16 protein-coding genes and 5 tRNA genes are annotated in these 17321 nt (G+C 39.3%); 16 read left to right on the top strand and 5 right to left on the bottom strand.

Translation table 11 applies throughout. The features are described 5' to 3' along the window. Nucleotides 1–10 precede the first annotated feature (10 nt). A complete protein-coding gene (gene gerD, locus CSV72_RS08450) occupies nucleotides 11–601 on the bottom strand; it encodes a spore germination lipoprotein GerD (protein WP_099633825.1) in 591 nt (196 codons plus the stop codon). A gap of 138 nt (nucleotides 602–739) precedes the next feature. On the opposite strand from gerD, the gene CSV72_RS08455 reads away from it, so the two are divergent. Continuing rightward, entirely contained in the window at nucleotides 740–1429 is a 690-nt protein-coding gene (locus CSV72_RS08455; RefSeq protein ID WP_099677981.1) for a KinB-signaling pathway activation protein, read from the top strand. 25 nt (nucleotides 1430–1454) lie between these two features. Here the strand turns inward: CSV72_RS08455 and CSV72_RS08460 are convergent, their stop codons facing one another. Further along, nucleotides 1455–2120 (bottom strand): polysaccharide deacetylase family protein, encoded by a 666-nt coding sequence (locus tag CSV72_RS08460; RefSeq protein WP_099677982.1) that lies wholly within the window; start codon nucleotides 2118–2120, stop codon nucleotides 1455–1457. Between the two features lie 173 nt (nucleotides 2121–2293). On the opposite strand from CSV72_RS08460, the gene CSV72_RS08465 reads away from it, so the two are divergent. The 14 genes from CSV72_RS08465 (at nucleotide 2294) to CSV72_RS08530 (ending at nucleotide 12918) form a co-directional block, all read left to right on the top strand. Continuing rightward, nucleotides 2294–2368, top strand: a tRNA-Asn gene (locus CSV72_RS08465). Nucleotides 2369–2377: 9 nt separating this feature from the next. Continuing rightward, nucleotides 2378–2453, top strand: a tRNA-Thr gene (locus CSV72_RS08470). A gap of 13 nt (nucleotides 2454–2466) precedes the next feature. Beyond that, a tRNA-Glu gene (locus CSV72_RS08475) sits at nucleotides 2467–2541 on the top strand. Between the two features lie 52 nt (nucleotides 2542–2593). Beyond that, nucleotides 2594–2678, top strand: a tRNA-Tyr gene (locus tag CSV72_RS08480). 38 nt (nucleotides 2679–2716) lie between these two features. After that, nucleotides 2717–2791 (top strand) — tRNA-Gln (locus tag CSV72_RS08485). 202 nt (nucleotides 2792–2993) lie between these two features. Further along, nucleotides 2994–5081: a sensor domain-containing protein gene (locus CSV72_RS08490; protein ID WP_099677983.1), complete on the top strand. Its 2088-nt coding sequence runs from the start codon at nucleotides 2994–2996 to the stop codon at nucleotides 5079–5081. A gap of 48 nt (nucleotides 5082–5129) precedes the next feature. Next, nucleotides 5130–6035, top strand: a complete 906-nt coding sequence (gene rocF / locus CSV72_RS08495; RefSeq protein ID WP_099677984.1) for an arginase — start codon at nucleotides 5130–5132, stop codon at nucleotides 6033–6035. Nucleotides 6036–6216: 181 nt separating this feature from the next. After that, nucleotides 6217–6780 carry an RNA polymerase sigma factor SigW gene (gene sigW / locus CSV72_RS08500; protein ID WP_099633830.1) on the top strand — a complete coding sequence of 188 codons (564 nt, stop codon included), beginning with the start codon at nucleotides 6217–6219 and terminating at the stop codon, nucleotides 6778–6780. Nucleotides 6781–6792: 12 nt separating this feature from the next. Then, nucleotides 6793–7428: an anti-sigma factor family protein gene (locus CSV72_RS08505; protein WP_099677985.1), complete on the top strand. Its 636-nt coding sequence runs from the start codon at nucleotides 6793–6795 to the stop codon at nucleotides 7426–7428. Between the two features lie 152 nt (nucleotides 7429–7580). Then, nucleotides 7581–8417, top strand: coding sequence for a diadenylate cyclase CdaA (gene cdaA / locus CSV72_RS08510; protein ID WP_099630572.1), 837 nt, complete (start codon nucleotides 7581–7583; stop codon nucleotides 8415–8417). Next, on the top strand, nucleotides 8410–9390 hold the full coding sequence (locus tag CSV72_RS08515; RefSeq protein ID WP_099677986.1) for a CdaR family protein: 981 nt from the start codon (nucleotides 8410–8412) through the stop codon (nucleotides 9388–9390). The genes cdaA and CSV72_RS08515 overlap by 8 nt, the downstream gene beginning before the upstream one ends. Nucleotides 9391–9442: 52 nt before the next feature. After that, nucleotides 9443–10792 carry a phosphoglucosamine mutase gene (gene glmM, locus CSV72_RS08520; protein ID WP_099633833.1) on the top strand — a complete coding sequence of 450 codons (1350 nt, stop codon included), beginning with the start codon at nucleotides 9443–9445 and terminating at the stop codon, nucleotides 10790–10792. Nucleotides 10793–10917: 125 nt separating this feature from the next. Beyond that, a complete protein-coding gene (locus CSV72_RS08525) occupies nucleotides 10918–12537 on the top strand; it encodes a diguanylate cyclase (RefSeq protein WP_099677987.1) in 1620 nt (539 codons plus the stop codon). Between the two features lie 15 nt (nucleotides 12538–12552). Beyond that, a complete protein-coding gene (locus CSV72_RS08530; RefSeq protein ID WP_099677988.1) occupies nucleotides 12553–12918 on the top strand; it encodes a response regulator transcription factor in 366 nt (121 codons plus the stop codon). 55 nt (nucleotides 12919–12973) lie between these two features. Here the strand turns inward: CSV72_RS08530 and CSV72_RS08535 are convergent, their stop codons facing one another. Both CSV72_RS08535 and CSV72_RS08540 read right to left on the bottom strand, forming a co-directional pair. After that, complete coding sequence (locus CSV72_RS08535; RefSeq protein WP_158232180.1) at nucleotides 12974–15802, bottom strand: ATP-binding protein; 2829 nt, start codon at nucleotides 15800–15802, stop codon at nucleotides 12974–12976. A gap of 241 nt (nucleotides 15803–16043) precedes the next feature. Then, entirely contained in the window at nucleotides 16044–16484 is a 441-nt protein-coding gene (locus CSV72_RS08540; protein ID WP_099677990.1) for a YtoQ family protein, read from the bottom strand. Nucleotides 16485–16608: 124 nt separating this feature from the next. Between CSV72_RS08540 and CSV72_RS08545 the strand changes: the two genes are divergently transcribed. Then, a complete protein-coding gene (locus CSV72_RS08545; RefSeq protein WP_099633838.1) occupies nucleotides 16609–16803 on the top strand; it encodes a YwbE family protein in 195 nt (64 codons plus the stop codon). A gap of 43 nt (nucleotides 16804–16846) precedes the next feature. Here the strand turns inward: CSV72_RS08545 and CSV72_RS08550 are convergent, their stop codons facing one another. Then, complete coding sequence (locus CSV72_RS08550) at nucleotides 16847–17170, bottom strand: YbjQ family protein (RefSeq protein ID WP_099633839.1); 324 nt, start codon at nucleotides 17168–17170, stop codon at nucleotides 16847–16849. Nucleotides 17171–17321 lie beyond the last annotated feature (151 nt).

Consider the following 17321-nt stretch of genomic DNA (forward strand, 5'->3'; position numbering starts at 1 on the left):
GAAGAAAGGATTACTTTCCTTCTTCGTCTGTTTTTTCTTCTTCTTTACCGCCATCTTTAGCGGATTCTCCTCCAGCACCTTTTCCTGCCTTCATAATCAGTTCTTGCCACTTCGCTTGCATGAGAGGACTATTGATTGTATCCTCTATAGCCTTTTCCATTTCCTTCTTGAGCGTTGCTGAATTCACGATGTTCTCCATTTGTTTCATCATGTCTGGTTGACCAAAAAACTTCTCCATTTCTTTTTGAAAAGAAGCGTCTCCCATCAAATCTTTCATGATATCCGCTTGTTGCTTTTTCATGCTTTTTGCGATGGATTCGGTGAATTTTGGATCTTCAAAAGCTGTTTTCCAAAAACGTTCACCTTCTTTAGAAAGCAATACATTCTCAATGCTCTGCTTAACTTCGGGCTGTTCAAGTACTAATAACTCCCTGAACTCAGGATCTGTCATCAATTTACGGAGTGCCTTTTTTCCGTCTTCCGTCTGGATTGCATCTGTCATCATCTTTTTCATCTCATCATAGCTTGGTGCCGCCTGATGACCTCCGCTGCAACCTGTAAGAAATAGAAGGAATAGAAAAAGAACTGCAAATTTTTTCATTCCACTCAACCTTCCACTTGTATTTTCATTTATTGTTCACAATATAAGAAGGAATATGCATGAATCGTTCAATGAAATAGATTTTTTTGTCGATCGTTGATACACTAGGATGGACATGATAAAAAGGGGAACAGTGCTGTGACAATACGAAATTGGGTTAAATTTTTCTTACGCGCAATGGCAATTGGCGGAGCGATTACAGCGGTTGTCGGTCTAATTGTACGTTGGGACTTTTTCTATGGATACTTACAGGCGGGCGAGATCTGGCAATTTCTTGGTGCCTTTTTATGGATGATTTTCTTAGGATTTACGATGAGTGTAGTCGCGCAGATGGGCTTCTTCGCCTATTTGACCGTTCATCAGTTTGGTGTGAATATGTTCCGTACACTCACCTTGTGGAACTGGGTTCAAATGCTGATCATAGTAGTCGTGCTGTTTGACTTAGTTTTCTTCCGCTTCCAATTAACGAAAGCAGATACGAGTCGCACGATTCTGTATATTTTCTTACTGATTACCTTGATTGCAGTATCTGTAGTGACAGCGTACTTCAAAGCACAGTGGACGAAAAAACATGCATTGATTTCTGCATTATTTTTCATGATTGTCATCACGACGCTTGAATGGTTGCCGGCACTTATGGTTACTTCAGGTAATAAAGATGAATGGGTAACCATTCTTTTATTCCCGCTACTCGCAGTGAATGCATATCAATTATTAGTATTGCCTAAATACAATAAGCAATCCGATATTGATAAAGAAAAGCTGGATAAACGTAGAAATGAAAGAAAAAAGACGAAGAAACAAGCAGAGAAATCTAAAAAGAACTGACAGGAGATCATCTCCTGTCAGTTTTTTATTGTGGAATTTTTTTTGTTTTCACAGTTGACTGAAATAGCAAGTCTTCTACAGATTGAAAAGTACGGCTGGCAATTAGTCGCTGAATATCAGCTATCGCTACGTGTTCATTTTGAGCATATGGAACGGCAATAATTTCTCCCTTAGCAGCCTTCGGTAGTGTTCCGCCAGACCAATGAACGGTAGATCCTAAAGCATTGATTTCTGCTTCGTTCAATTCTTGTAGTAGTGTTAAGGGGAATTCTTCATCTGTCGTTCGGAACCAAAGAGGACGCATGCTAAACAACTCTTCAAACGTTCGAAGTTGCTCGCTTAAAAGATTGGAATCACTTTCATAATGTTGACCCTCAGTACCGAGTAATGCGACAGGAAGAGAACGCTGTTTAATTTTCTCTGTAATGTGAGGGAAGCGTGAAGCCCAGTCACTATCGATAAATAATAAAGGATAGGGCTGCGACAGGTTTTCAAGAAGTTCCTCCACTTCTTTTTCACCGAATGAAATATTAATGGTCAGTGCCGAACCTTGGATACCTTTCACTATCACTGCAGGTTGTTCAGTCAATCGGAAAACTGTTTTCAAGGTAGAGGAAGGCTTGGCCAATTGGGGAACGAAAGCTAAGAATATTGCAATCAATACAAAAAGGAAGAGAAGTTTTTTTATCATGCCAATCTCCTTAATTATGTGAAGTCTAACCTATTGTATGAAAAACTCTTGACGTCTATGACTAAGACCACTATAATTAAAAAAGCTTGAGTGATTTAAAAGTATCTGTTGCACAGAGTTAGCAAGCATGCTATAATGGTTTTTGTCGTCAAGCGTACTAAACATATTATTATTCCGCAGTAGCTCAGTGGTAGAGCAATCGGCTGTTAACCGATCGGTCGTAAGTTCGAGTCTTACCTGCGGAGCCATTTTTTTATGCTTCCATAGCTCAGCAGGTAGAGTGCTTCCATGGTAAGGAAGAAGTCGCCGGTTCGAGTCCGGCTGGAAGCTCCATGAAGACTATCATGGCCCCTTGGTCAAGCGGTTAAGACACCGCCCTTTCACGGCGGTATCACGGGTTCGAATCCCGTAGGGGTCACCATTTAATTTTTAAAAGAAAAGCAGCAATGCGAAGCTTATTGCAATTTTAACACGGTGGGGTAGCGAAGTGGCTAAACGCGGCGGACTGTAAATCCGCTCCCTCCGGGTTCGGCGGTTCGAATCCGTCCCCCACCACCATGTTTGTTTCACCTTTAAAAAATTAACCAGCTATACATTGGGGTATAGCCAAGCGGTAAGGCAACGGACTTTGACTCCGTCACTCGTTGGTTCGAATCCAGCTACCCCAGCCATTTTACTACAGTACCTACAATTCAATAATAAATCCGTCGAATCCTTATTATTAATAAATAATTAAGGGTTTTTTTGTTGTGTAAAATACTTAATCATATAGAACAATTACAATTATCATGTATAATTAACTATAACACATATAGGTAGTTTATCTTGTATGGGCAATGAAAAATAACCAGATATAGGGATTGTGATATAGCTATGCAAGAGTTTCTAAACGATATGGATGTATTTGTGAAGTCTAGTAGTGAAAAAGAAATACAAAAGGTTCTTAGTGATATTGCCTATACATTAGAACAGGCAGCTATTGTCGTAATCACCGACTCAAAAGGAATGATTCAATATGCCAATCAACACTTTGAAAAAATTTCAAAATACTCAAGGGAAGAATTAATTGGCGCTAATCAACGTATTGTAAACTCAGGTTATCATGAGGCAGCATTCTTTAAAGAGATGTGGTCAACAATCGGGACGGGCAATACTTGGCGTGGCGATATATGCAATCGTGCTAAAGATGGATCAACTTACTGGGTAGACACAACGATTGTTGCATTTTTAAATGGTAAAGGAAAACCTTATCAATACATCGCAATTCGCTATGACATTTCCGAAAGAAAGAAAATGGAACTAGAGATTCAAAAAAATGCAGATCTTTATGAAATTATTACAGATAATGCATCTGATTATATCGCGATCATTGATCGGCAAGGGAAGTTCTACTATGTTTCTCCATCTTTTCAGAAGCTTCTTGGACATTCAGTGGACGAACTATATTCCAATTCATTGTATTCTTACATCTATAAGAAAAATCGCCAAAAAGTAGAAAATAAAATTTTGCATTTTGGAGGATATCAACGTCAATCACTTAATTTGGAGTACTCTTTTTTAGATAGTAGAAATGGATTGCATATTATGGAGGCAAAGATTGATGAAGTAAAGGAATTGGTTGAATATGAAGACAAACTTTTAGTCGTCATGCGAGATGTTACAGAACGTGTGAAATCAGACGAGAAAATAAAGTATCTAGTCTACAATGACCAATTGACTTCCTTAATGAACAGAAATTCATTTAGAGAACAGATGGCTTTGGCATTTGAAAGAGCACGTACCCGCAATCAAGTATTTGCTCTTGTTCATATGAATATTGATCGTCTTCGTTATGCAAATGATTTACTTGGGCATGAAGCGGGAGACTATTTATTGGCAATGGTTGGAGAACGACTGAAACAGAGAACAGGTCCTGAAAGCCTGTTAGCCCGTATTGCGGGAGATGAATTTGCATTCATCATATCCGGATTAAAGGACGGAGAAGAGTTCTTTAATCATGCGGAGGAGATTCGTACTTTTTTGGAACAACCTATCCAAGTTGGAAAACAAAACTACACATTGTCTATAAGTTGTGGTGTGTCTTTGTATCCCGAACACGCCAATCAGCCTTCCGATTTGGTTACTAAAGCTACATTGGCATTAGGTAAGGCGAAGTTACAAGGTGGCGGCGATACGGTAATGTACGAGCCGGGTACTTCAAAGATGTCATTAGAGCGAATTTTGTTGGAAAATGAATTGAGAAAAAGCGTACAACAACAACATTTTTATCTTGAGTATCAGCCGAAAGTGTTACTGGATACCGGTGAGTTGACTGGCGTAGAAGCACTTGTACGTTGGAATCATCCGGATTTAGGTATTATTCCACCTAATAAATTCATTCCGCTCGCCGAGGAAACGAAAATCATCATACCACTTGGAGAATGGATTTTGCGTGAAGTGTGTAGGCGTGCAGAAATAGAAGCCGCTGCTGGTGAAACATGTCGGTTTGCTGTGAATGTCTCAACAGTCCAAATGAAAGAAGAGGGCTTTGTTGACTTCGTATTGAATATCATTAAAGAATACCATGTACCACCTGAGATGTTGGAATTAGAACTGACAGAAAGCTCATTTATGGATACAGATGGCATGAAAGAATCCATTCAAAGGCTTCGCAGTGAAGGCGTTACTGTGGCGATTGACGACTTCGGTACAGGATATAGTACATTCAGCTATATTAAAGAGCTCCCAGCCGATACGTTAAAAATTGATATGTCATTTGTGCGAGATATATTGGAAAATGAAAACAGTCAAGCTATTGTCAAAGCGATTGTAACTCTTGCGGATACAGCGGGATTGAATGTAGTGGCAGAAGGAATAGAACTACCTGAGCAGGCAGAAATGCTCTATAAGTTAGGGTGCCGTGAAGGGCAAGGTTATTATTACGGACGACCGATGTCACTAGAAGACGCGAGAGAAATATGAGAATACCGTTCTACTTAAAAATATGAATATCAGGTGGGAGGATTAACTATGCGCGAACTAGTCATTTCTTTAATCGGAGTACCCTTGGATCTTGGTCAGAGCCGGCGTGGAGTGGATATGGGACCAAGCGCGATTCGGTATGCAGGAGCGGTAGATCGCCTGCAGGCATTGGGGCATCATATTAAGGACGAAGGGAATGTTTCTGTTTCTCCTATTCATGATCTATCGTGTAATGAAGCAGGATTGAAGAACTTAACAGAAGTGACAGAAGCGACTGAAGAGCTTGCTGCGAAAATTTCAGCCATAGTAAAGGACAAAAAGTTTCCATTAGTTCTCGGTGGAGATCATAGTATTGCAATTGGTACACTTGCAGGGTTGTCGGAACACTATAAAAATCTTGGTGTTATTTGGTATGATGCGCATGCAGATATGAATACGAGCGAAACATCTCCGTCAGGAAATATCCATGGTATGCCGCTTGCGGTCAGTATGGGGCTGGGACATGAGCGATTGGTAAATGTGCATAGTGAGGGAGCGAAAATCAATCCTAAAAACGTGGTAATCATCGGAGCACGCTCAGTAGATCCTGGTGAACGACAATTGATTAAGGAAAAAGGCGTAAAAGTATTTACTATGCACGAAATTGATCGTTACGGAATGTCAGCGGTCATACAGCAAACACTTGAGTATTTTGCTTCAAGAAAAGTAGATGGTGTTCATTTGTCATTAGACTTGGACGGTTTGGATCCATTGTATACACCAGGAGTTGGAACGCCGGTGCCAGGTGGGATCACATACCGTGAAAGTCATCTGGCTATGGAATTGCTAGAAGATGCAAATGTTATTACATCCGCGGAATTCGTTGAAGTAAATCCTATACTCGACAAGTACAATAAGACAGCTGATGTGGCAGTCGGTCTAATGGGATCATTATTTGGTGAAAAACTACTATAATTCGTTGAAGTGATCTAAGCCTGCGGGTTTGGATCATTTTTTCTATTTAGGAAATCGCTATCACTGGTAGTCAGAATAATGATAAAGTAGAGATGGACATAATAAATGAAAAAAGTGAAACCAAATGCAGTTTCTAACGTATATAAAGGGACAGCCGCATGAGAGCGGAGAGTGAAGCCTATTGGACGAATTAATTAACAAACGAGTAAAAGAAGTTTTACATGGTAATCAGGAAGCTTTTGAGGAAATTGTCATCCATTTTCAACACCGTCTATATCAAGTTTGCTATCGAATGTTGAACAATGCAGCAGAGGCGGAAGATATTGCACAAGAAGCCTTTGTGCGCGCTTATGTAAATTTGGAAACCTATGATCAAAAGCGGAAATTTTCTACTTGGTTGTATCGTATTGCCACCAATTTATGTATTGATCGTATTCGTAAGAAAAAACCCGATTACTACTTGGATGCAACAGTTCCAGGGACTGAAGGCTTGGACATGTATTCGCAAATCGCAATGGTACAACAGTTACCGGAAGAAGAAGTAGAAAAGATGGAAATGAAAGATCGTGTTCAATATGAAGTAAACAGGCTGCCCGATAAATACCGCACGATTATTATTTTACGATATATGGAAGACCTACAGTTGCAGGAAATCGCTGACATCTTGGAGATGCCACTCGGCACAGTAAAAACACGAGTACATCGAGGACGAGAAGCGCTTCGGCAACAAATGGGGAGTATGTAGGAGGTTAGATTCATGGAAAAATGTCCTAAACATGTTGTCCATTATATGCATGCGTTTTTAGATGGTGAAATCACCAATGAAGAAGAGCAGATTATGAACGAACATTTGAAGTTATGTGTTGAGTGCAGAGAAACATTTGAGGAACTAGAGCAAACCGTTACTTTATTTAAGGCTGTAGATGTAGTGGAAGCACCCACTGGTTTTGTCAATGGCGTGACTGCAAGATTGCCAAGACAGACGGTTAAGAAAGGTCCGAATAAGTGGTTACGTCAACATCCATTTATGGTGGCGGCTGCGATGTTTTTACTACTGATGAGTGCATCTTTCTTCTCGAGTTTTGAAAATGAACAGCAGTTTTCGTTTACGAAGCAGCCTAATTTGGTTGTTGAGGGAGAAACGGTTGTTGTACCGGCAGGCGAAACAGTTGTTGGAGACCTTGTCGTGAAGAATGGGAACCTTCGAATAGAAGGAGAGGTTGATGGCGATGTCACGGTCATTAGAGGTTCTAAGTATATGGCTTCGACTGCCGTTATAACGGGATCAAGTGAAGAAATCAATGAAATCTTTGATTGGCTGTGGTATAAGATGAAATCTGTGGCAAAGGAAATTATCCCTGCGTCGAAAGAACAAAAGCTTGAAAATGAGTGATAAAATAAATTACAAAGTGATGCGGCTTACGGGCTTATGCATCACTTTTTTAATTTTCACTCAGACGTACAATACCTTTTAGTTGGGCATGTTAGTTGGGAATTATGTTATACTAAATTTATAAGATTTTTTTTAAAAGGTAGGGGAAGCACATGCCGGGTTTGGAGCAAGCAACAACGTTAGCACCAATAGAAATACTGAAAAATATTGTGGATGTGCTTCTTGTTTGGTTCGTACTATATAAATTAATTACCATTATTAAAGGAACAAAAGCTGTCCAATTACTAAAAGGTATATTTGTGATTTTAATCGGTCGCTATATTACGGAATGGCTCGGTTTGAAGACACTTCAATGGATGATGGAAGAAGTACTGCGATTCGGTTTTTTGGCTGCAATCATTATATTCCAGCCAGAATTACGTAGAGCGTTAGAGCAGCTAGGACGGGGCAGACTCTTTGCGCGGACTGCTATGCAGGAAGAAGAAGAACGTGATCGACTGATTGAGGCATTCGTCAAATCCGTTAGTTATATGGCGAAGCGGCGTATTGGTGCTTTAATCACGATTGAGAAGGAAACAGGTCTTAGTGAATATATCGAAACAGGCACCCCCATGAATTCACATATTACTTCCGAACTTCTCATCAATATCTTCATTCCAAACACACCGCTACATGACGGTGCAGTCATTGTGACGAAAAATCGTATTGCTGCTGCGGGTTGTTATTTACCATTGTCGGAAAGTCCGTTTATTTCTAAAGAGCTCGGTACACGACATCGTGCGGCACTTGGAATCAGTGAGGTCACTGATTCGGTAACTATCATTGTTTCAGAAGAAACGGGTGCTATAAGCCTGGCTGCGGATGGGGAAATTAACCGAAAATTAGATATCGAGGAATTCGAAAAGCTATTACGTATTTCATGGTTCGGTAACACCACAGGACAAACAGATACTTCTCTATGGAAGTGGGGGAAGAGAAAAAATGGATAAATTCATGGATAGCCCCTGGTTTCTACGACTGACTGCTCTGTTTTTAGCAATCATGCTGTTTTTATCAGTAAAAGCAGAGGACCAATCAAGTCGTAATACAATAGGCGATGTGTTTGATCTCATGCAAGACGTACCCGTAGAAGTATATTACGATACGGAAAATTTAGTAGTAACCGGAGTACCTGACATGGTCAATATGACAATTGAAGGACCCGCCCAAATTGTACAGACTACTAAATTGCTAAAGGACTTTACATTGAAATTAGACTTGCAAAACTTGACACTCGGTGAACATAGTGTGCGTATACAAGCAGAAAATTTATCAGATAAACTGGATGTTCGGCTAGATCCTGCAACGGTTACTATTAATATTGAGGAAAAGGTAACTCAATCATTTCGTGTCGATCCAGAGATGAATACTAGATTGCTAGCAGAAGGCTACGAAGTGAAAAGCATGGGCGTCCAACCCTCTTCAATTAATGTTACAGGTGCGAAAAGCGTGGTGGATGCCATTAGTTTCGTAAAGGTCTCTATTGCTAGTGACGGTAGCCTAGATAAGCCTTTTGAGCAAAAGTCACGTGTTCGTGTGTTAGATCGGGACTTGAATAAGCTATCGGTTGCATTGGATCCGGAAGAAGTGACCGTCAAAGTGGATATTCAGGAATATAGTCGTGAAATACCGTTGAAGTTGCAACAAAAGGGACAATCTCCGGATGGAATAACGATTGAAAGTGCAGTACCCGAAGTTCAATTCATTCGAATGTACGGTCCAAAGAGTTCAGTGGACGCAATTAAAGATATTCCAATAGAACTGGAGATAGATAAAATAGATAAATCCGGGAAAGTGGAAGTAGATGTGAAAAAGCCAGATGGAATTACTAAAGTGACACCTGCTAAATTAAAAATCCAGGTGAAGGTTTCAGGTGAAACATCTGACGTATCGAAAAAGACGGATGATACTAAAGAATCGTAAAGCACGTACCAAACATGATCTACTAAGATAAGATCGAAAGGAAGAATACAACATGACACAGTATTTTGGAACAGATGGCGTCAGAGGTGTAGCGAACAAGGAACTTACACCTGAACTGGCATTTAAATTAGGAAGAATCGGTGGATATTTATTTACTAAAGATGTAGAAGGAAAAGCAGAAGTTCTAGTAGGAAGAGATACACGGATTTCTGGTTTAATGCTTGAAAATGCGTTAATAGCAGGTCTATTATCTGTTGGTGTGGAAGTTATGAAATTAGGCGTAATCAGTACACCAGGCGTAGCCTATTTAACACGTGTCATGAACGCACAAGCAGGTGTTATGATTTCAGCATCACATAATCCGGTTGAAGATAATGGAATTAAGTTCTTCGGGGAAACCGGTTTTAAACTGACTGATGCACAGGAAGAAGAATTCGAACAGCTATTGAATGCAGAAGAAGATACATTGCCCCGTCCGGTTGGTGGGAATGTTGGAACCATTACAGAATACTTTGAAGGCGGTCAAAAGTATATTCAATACCTGAAACAAATTGTCGATGAGGACTTTGAGAATATCCATGTGGCACTTGATTGCGCACATGGTGCAACTTCGGTCTTGGCAACCCATGTTTTTGCGGACTTGGATGCAGACTTAACAACAATGGGTGCTTCTCCAAATGGCTTGAACATTAATGATGGTGTTGGGTCTACACACCCCGAAGCACTTGCAGCACTTGTAGTAGAAAAAAGTGCTGATATCGGTTTAGCATTTGATGGTGATGGAGATCGTCTCATCGCTGTTGATGAAAAGGGAAATATTGTTGACGGTGACCAAATTATGTTCATAGTTGCGCGATATTTACATAGCAAGGGCAGATTAAAATCAGATACTATTGTCTCTACTGTGATGAGCAATCTGGGCTTCTATAAAGCTCTAGAAGAATTCGGCATGAAGAGTGTTCAAACAGCTGTAGGGGATCGGTACGTCGTAGAAGAGATGCGTAAAAATCATTATAATCTTGGTGGAGAGCAATCAGGTCACATTATTTTTATGGATTATAATACAACAGGCGATGGCTTACTGACAGCATTGCAACTCGTTAATATCATGCAGCAAACTGGTAAAAAACTTTCGGAATTAGCTAGTGAAATGAAAGTGTATCCGCAAAAATTAACTAATATTCGTGTAATGGATAAATATGCGGTAATGGATAATATGCGTATCGTTGGAGTTATTAATGAAGTAGAGAAAGAAATGAACGGCCAGGGAAGAGTTCTTGTACGACCTTCGGGTACGGAGCCACTCGTCCGTGTAATGGTCGAATCTGAAACAGAAGCACAATGTGCAGACTATGCAGATCGAATTTCACAAGTAGTGAAAGAAGAAATGGGTCTAGAGTAAATATATTGTTGAGCTGGTAATAGGGAATTCTATATTACCAGCTCTCTTTTTATAGAAGTAGAATACCGGGGAATCAGAAGTACAGGCCGAAATGGGAATGCTTCCGCTGAACGGAGAGGAAAACAGTGAGTCAAAAAAAATATCAGAATATGCTTGCACAACGAACAGAGAATATCTTTGAAGAGTGGAAAGTGCGTGGTAGTTTAACGGAAAGAGAGTTGTATTATTTTCTTCATAAATTGAAGGGAACGTCTGGGACAATCGGGTTGCAACAGTTGTCTCTCTTTTGTGCGTCACAATTAGAGATTTTAACATCTTCCAACGATCAGAAAATACCCGTTTCTTCATTAGAAAATTTGAAGAATCGTATTCGTTCGCATTTTGATGATACCATTACTGTGAAAAAAGAAGAATTTCAATTACCGGATCGTTACGTCAACCGTCTTGATCAAGAGACATTCGTTCTAATTATTGATCAAGACTTAGAATTTGTATCCAATTTAAAAGAGTTGCTCGAGAAGCTTGGAGCTCAAGTAATTATTTCATTAAATGGGAAGCGCGGAATTGAACAATTTTACTCTATGAGGCCAAGTATTGTCATCATAGATGCCAAGTTGCCTGATATGACAGGTTTTGAAGTACTTGATCAAATTGCAGAACCTGCGCGGCAAAAAAATACGACTTTAGCTATCTCGAGTGAAGAAGTGACAAAAGAACTTTTGATTGAAACATATCGTAGAGGGGCCATGGATTTAATACCTAAACCTTTTGATATGGATGTCTTTTTCCCTTATTTATTCAATCGGCAAATGCGTCAACATGCGGTCAGTAGCAGTATGATTACAGATAGTTTGACGGGTGTAGGTAATCGACGCTACTTTGACGAGACTATTAATATATTGGCTAAAAAAGCTGATCAATCCGAAGTGATTTTCTCACTTGTCATAATAGATTTGGATCACTTTAAACAAGTAAATGATCTGTATGGACATCCTGTCGGCGATGAAGTTCTGCGGAAGTTTGGTGAAATCATTAAAGAAGAAAAACGTGAAGGTGATTACGTATTCCGCTACGGCGGGGAAGAGTTTGCTTTATTATTTGATACTATCAAAGCAGAAGATACTGTGCATGCCGTCGATCGCATTCGGGAAAAATTTAATGACACTACATTCACTTCTGATGAAGAGACGTTCCAAGTAACCTTCTCCGCGGGCAGTGCGACATATAAGGGGAATACTGCAAACTTGATATATGCTGCTGACCAGGCTCTTTATGAAGCAAAGCGTTCAGGGCGAAATCAAACTGTGATTTACGACCAGAGAAAACGGGTAGTGAAGAGAAAGTTGATTGTCATTATTGTAGATGACGACTCGTTCATTAGGCAGATCCTTCAGCAAACGTTGATGGAGTTAAAGTCTTCGGACATTGATATTACAGTGAAGACGTATGCTGATGGCCCTTCGTTTCTGGAAGATGACTGGTACAGCCCAGACGCTTATTTCATCGTACTACTTGATGGTGTCATGCCAAAAATGGATGGTCTAGAAGTATTAAGTCGATTAAAGAGCGACCATGCTAAAACAAACGTCACAGTATCCATGATGACAGCTAGAAAAAGTGCAAATGATATTAAGGCAGCTCTTTGGCTTGGAGCAGATGACTATATTATTAAGCCATTTCAACCATCAGAAGTCCTCGGAAGAATTGATAAATTAGCTAATCGTTTATTTGATAAAAGAGAATAGAAGGAGGTACCCACTTTGACTCATATAGGAAAAAAAGTGTTAGTTGTAGACGATGAAGATATTTTACGCATGTTGCTGACGGACACTTTGGAATTTGAAGGGTTTCAAGTAGAAGAAGCAGAAGATGGGGTAGAAGCTTTGGAAAAGATTCAAAGAAATTCATATGACGCCATTCTTTTAGATTATATGATGCCACGTATGACGGGTTTAGAATTATTAGAACGTCTACAATCGTTAAAACTAACAACACCTATTATTATGCTTACTGCGAAGGCACAGCAAGCGGATCAGGATACTGCTTTAGCCAAAGGGGCCTCTTACTTTGTTCCCAAACCATTTAGCCCGAGTGAATTAGTAGAATTAGTTAAGTCGCTATTTTAATTACAGTACATAACTAAAAAAGAACGTCCTCTCCGTAAGGAAAAGGACGTTCTTTTTAGTTGTTCTCTGGATATAAAATCAGTCCATCAGATCGTTCTATTGTTTCCATGATAATGGATGATAAATCGCTAAGAGGATAAGGCTTCGTCAAATACTCACTAATATGGAACTTTTTCATCAGTAACGGTTCTTTTTCCAATGAAGAAGATATAACGATGGGGATTGATTTAGTTTTAGTATGTTCTTTCATTTGGCTAATTAGATCCCAACCGTTTTCACCCTCTTCTAGCATAAGGTCGACGAGGACTGCAGCCGGTTGCAGTTTTTCAATACATACAAATGCTTTGTTTACTTTGGAATGATGAATGACTGAAAATCCATTGCTTGCTAACTCTTCTCCCAGTAATAATGAAATATTCACATCATCTTCTACTATGACAATCAAAGGTTTGTCGTAGTCAATATTTTCTATTGGCAACTGCTGTTTCAAAGGAAGGGAGAAGAAGATTGTCGTCCCTACGTTTTCTTCAGAACTTACCCAAATCTGTCCGTTATGGTCTTGTATAATCTCCTTACATATAGATAAACCTAGACCGGTACCGCCAATTTTTCTACTATAACTATTATCGAATCTATAAAATTTCTCAAATAGATGTCCAATAGTATCTGAAGGGATGCCAATCCCTTCGTCCGCTATGGAAACGACAATTGCGTCTTGTTGATTTAACAGGGTAATATTTACATTTCCACCTTCAGGAGAAAACTTAATAGCATTCCCAATTAAATTCATGAATACTTGCAGTACACGATCATAATCCGCTCTGACTATAGATGAATATGTGAGATCTTGCATCTTTAAAGTATGGCGAGGGGATTGTATCATTAAATAGGATACAGCCTTTTCAGCTACTGTATTAACCGATACATCTTCTATTGTATACGATTGACGCCCTGATTCCATCCGCTGTAAATCTAAGAAGTCATTGATGAGGGCAGTCAATCGGTTTGCTTCGCTGTGAATAGTTTCAAGATAGCGTTTTTTGCGTTGCTCATCCATATCTTTATTCAGTAAAAGCTCAGAGAATCCGAGTATACTTGATAAAGGAGTTCGTAACTCGTGACTGACAGTCGACACCAATTCTGTTTTCATTTTATTGACATCGTGTTCATGCGTTATATCACGGTGTACGAAGATCGTACCCACTTTTTCTTGTTGAATAATAATTGGGACACTATACACATTCATGACCCGAGACTTTTTAGAAGGCAATGAAAGTGTATAGTGGTTATTTATGAATTCCGTGGATTCGGATCGGATTGCCTCATCAAGAAATGCTTTGTATTGAACAGGGTCATTGATTTGCTTCAGGAAATACTCTGTCCACTCTTCTCTTGGCCATGCCTTATGTTCCGTTTCAGGTTCCATGCCAAGTAAATCAAATAAGGCTGTATTATACTTATCGCCTTCACTTGTATTTGAAACGAAACGAATTCCTTCATTGATGTTATCCAATATATTCTGATTCAATTGACGTTCATGACTAATGAGTTCGTATTGCTCAATCCGGTCCACAGCAATCGCAATTCGTTTAAGCAAACCGTATAAATCTTTTTGGTCGTCATCCGTAAACGGCTTGCCGATACGCGAGAGAACGGAAACGACACTTAATTCGTTAGCGACATTGTAGATACCTGTCACAAAATCATAGACATATGTAGTACTGTCAGCTATTCCTTTTTCATATACTGCTTCTCGTTTGATCATAAAATAGGGCTCTGTTTCAAGTCTTATTTTTATATAATCTAGTCGTTCTTGTTTTATTTCATTGAAAAAATCTTGTGAAATTCCTTTCAACGTATGAATCCCATTTTTAGGAAGCCAAAGAAAACTTAAATCGGCTTGATAGATGTGATTTAAATAGTCGGAAGTTTGGTCGCATACTTCTTGCTTATCCAAAGAAAATGATAAAATATGACTCAAACCGTTGTAACGTTCTAAACGGATACGGGTAAATCGAGCTTCAGATAAAGCGAATTCCATTTTAGTCTGGCGATTGAATAATTCATCTTGCTGTGTAATCAACTCTTCATTTTGGGCAAGAAGCTCTTGCTCATTCATTTGTATACGTTCCATCATTTTATGAATGGATTGCGAGAGAGCACCGATTTCATTCTCTGACTGAATAGGCTGGAATAAGACAGTACCTTCTGTTTCATACTGATCTGCTGCGCGCGTGATATCCTCTACCGGCTTAACCACCCGGTTGATAACGTTCCAAACCATATAGATTGGAATAAGCAAGAAGGTAAAGCCGAAGATGGTGATAATCAAAAAGAATGCTTTAGTTTGTTGCATCGTATTATTGTATGCGAGTTTCATCTTTTCCTTTGAAGAATCTTCGTATTCATTAGCATATTTAAGGAAACTGTTGACGTTTAGGTTGGTACCACTCTTTGCTAATTCCTGTAAGCCATCATAATCATCCTCTTCAACAAAATGAATCGCTTTTGGAAGGGTGACACTTTCGTATTCCATTAAGAAGTTATCGATTTCGTCAATGATTTGCTGTTCGTCTGCATTTAGTTGAAGAGATTTAAATTCACTGGAATAAGAATGAATGTCTTCGATTGCTTGATAAGCAAAGTTTAGTTCTTCCTCTATTTGAAAAGCGTAGTAACCACGTATCCGAAAGAATAGATCTTGAATCGAATCGGATATTTCTTCAATCAATTCCGATTTATTTATTGAATCTTGCTGTAGATCTTCTAGTTCGTCCCAAGAGCTACTAGCATAGAAATACATACTACCCATTCCGATGATCGCGATGACTATTGATACGATAAATACTTTTATGTATTGTTGGCGAATTCCTTTTTTCTGCACGACCCGATTGCCCCTTCCCACTTTCGCATCTACTCCTATTCTACCATTTTGAGATGTTATATACAGATAGAATTTTCTGTTAAGAAATTATTTATTTGAGATGTGATAGGTCAAAATTATTATGTATGAAGACTAGCCAAAAGTAAATGATAGTTGAAGTGGTAAACATAGAAGTCAGTAGAGAAAAAAAGGACAAGCCGATAATTTAATAGGCTTGTCCTCTAGCGATTCAATGACAGAGTTACTCGAAAATATACTTTAATGCTAAAACTGCTTGATCTACCGATTCTACCGTAACATGTGCTTTACGGGATAGTTCTTTTAATGGGTGGTGATGATTTTCCTGACGAATCAGAATGAGTGGCTTCCCGAAAGCGACTGCTGCGCTGGCATCCATCGCAGTATTCCATTGTTTGTACTGTTCACCAAATAAGGCAATGACGACATCTGATTTTTTCATTAATATTTCCGTTCGTAAGTTGTTGAGGCTTGAAGCTGCAGCATCTTTGAAGATTTTATCCGGTTGTTGTCCTAGTATTTCTTCTCCTATGTTGTCTGAGCGATCATGGTCTTCCATGGGGCCGACAAAGTCGACAGGTAATTGTAGATCTTTTGCTTGTTGTTTGACTTCATCTCGCCAAGATGTGTGAATTTCACCAGCTAGGTATACTGTTAATCGCATGAAAACCCCTCCTAGTTTGATAGACTTTATTGTACCATGCATCCTATCTTCCTTCATCCGATGTACTGGGGGAGAAAGAGTTCATGAATATGGTACACTGAATAAAAAGAGGAGAGATGAGTATATGAATGGACAAAATCGTTCAGATGTAAAACCTGGGTTACGAGTAGCTGTTATTTTAAAGAAAGATCAGCGTAGTGGAGTGAAAACAGAAGGTGTTGTCAAAGATTTATTGACTAATTCCAGCTTCCATCCACACGGTATTAAAGTGCGACTTGAAGATGGACAAGTTGGACGTGTAGCGGAGATATTAGGATAATAGAAAAAGAGAGGGGGGAAACCCTCTCTTTTTCTAATAATGATTATTCTCCATCCCGATACGTAACAGCTGTACCAGTTGCGATACACATCATCATGCCTTCACGTACCATTTCGAAATCTAAGTCTACACCGATGACAGCGTTCGCACCCATAGCACTCGCTTTCTGGGACATTTCATCAATTGCTGTTTGACGTGCTTCAGTTAGTTTGCTTTCATAAGCAGCGCTGCGTCCACCTACAATATCGGTGACAGATGCAAAAATATCTCGTACGATATTTGCTCCCATGATAGTTTCCCCTGATACAATCCCGTGATACGTTTCAATTGTCCGGCCCTGCAGCATGTTAGTTGTCGTGTGTAACATTCGATCTCCCCCTTTTGGTTTGTATATATACGTTATGAAAGAAGGATTGGTTTCAAATAAATGTAAAGTGTGAAAATAAAACGTTTATTTGTTCTATGTCAAATGAAGTAATTTCCCGGGGAATTGTATCGAAAAATAGTCATATTCTACG

Origin of the sequence: Sporosarcina sp. P20a (genome assembly GCF_002743175.1) — a bacterium.
Classification (GTDB): Bacteria; Bacillota; Bacilli; order Bacillales_A; family Planococcaceae; genus Sporosarcina.

Excerpts from the sequence above, each read along its gene's own strand:
- gerD (WP_099633825.1), bottom strand. The coding sequence starts at position 601 with ATGAAAAAATTTGCAGTTCTTTTTCTATTCCTTCTATTTCTTACAGGT.
- CSV72_RS08460 (WP_099677982.1), bottom strand. The coding sequence starts at position 2,120 with ATGATAAAAAAACTTCTCTTCCTTTTTGTATTGATTGCAATATTCTTA.
- CSV72_RS08490 (WP_099677983.1), top strand. The coding sequence starts at position 2,994 with ATGCAAGAGTTTCTAAACGATATGGATGTATTTGTGAAGTCTAGTAGT.
- rocF (WP_099677984.1), top strand. The coding sequence starts at position 5,130 with ATGCGCGAACTAGTCATTTCTTTAATCGGAGTACCCTTGGATCTTGGT.
- CSV72_RS08505 (WP_099677985.1), top strand. The coding sequence starts at position 6,793 with ATGGAAAAATGTCCTAAACATGTTGTCCATTATATGCATGCGTTTTTA.
- cdaA (WP_099630572.1), top strand. The coding sequence starts at position 7,581 with ATGCCGGGTTTGGAGCAAGCAACAACGTTAGCACCAATAGAAATACTG.
- CSV72_RS08515 (WP_099677986.1), top strand. The coding sequence starts at position 8,410 with ATGGATAAATTCATGGATAGCCCCTGGTTTCTACGACTGACTGCTCTG.
- glmM (WP_099633833.1), top strand. The coding sequence starts at position 9,443 with ATGACACAGTATTTTGGAACAGATGGCGTCAGAGGTGTAGCGAACAAG.
- CSV72_RS08540 (WP_099677990.1), bottom strand. The coding sequence starts at position 16,484 with ATGCGATTAACAGTATACCTAGCTGGTGAAATTCACACATCTTGGCGA.
- CSV72_RS08545 (WP_099633838.1), top strand. The coding sequence starts at position 16,609 with ATGAATGGACAAAATCGTTCAGATGTAAAACCTGGGTTACGAGTAGCT.
- CSV72_RS08550 (WP_099633839.1), bottom strand. The coding sequence starts at position 17,170 with ATGTTACACACGACAACTAACATGCTGCAGGGCCGGACAATTGAAACG.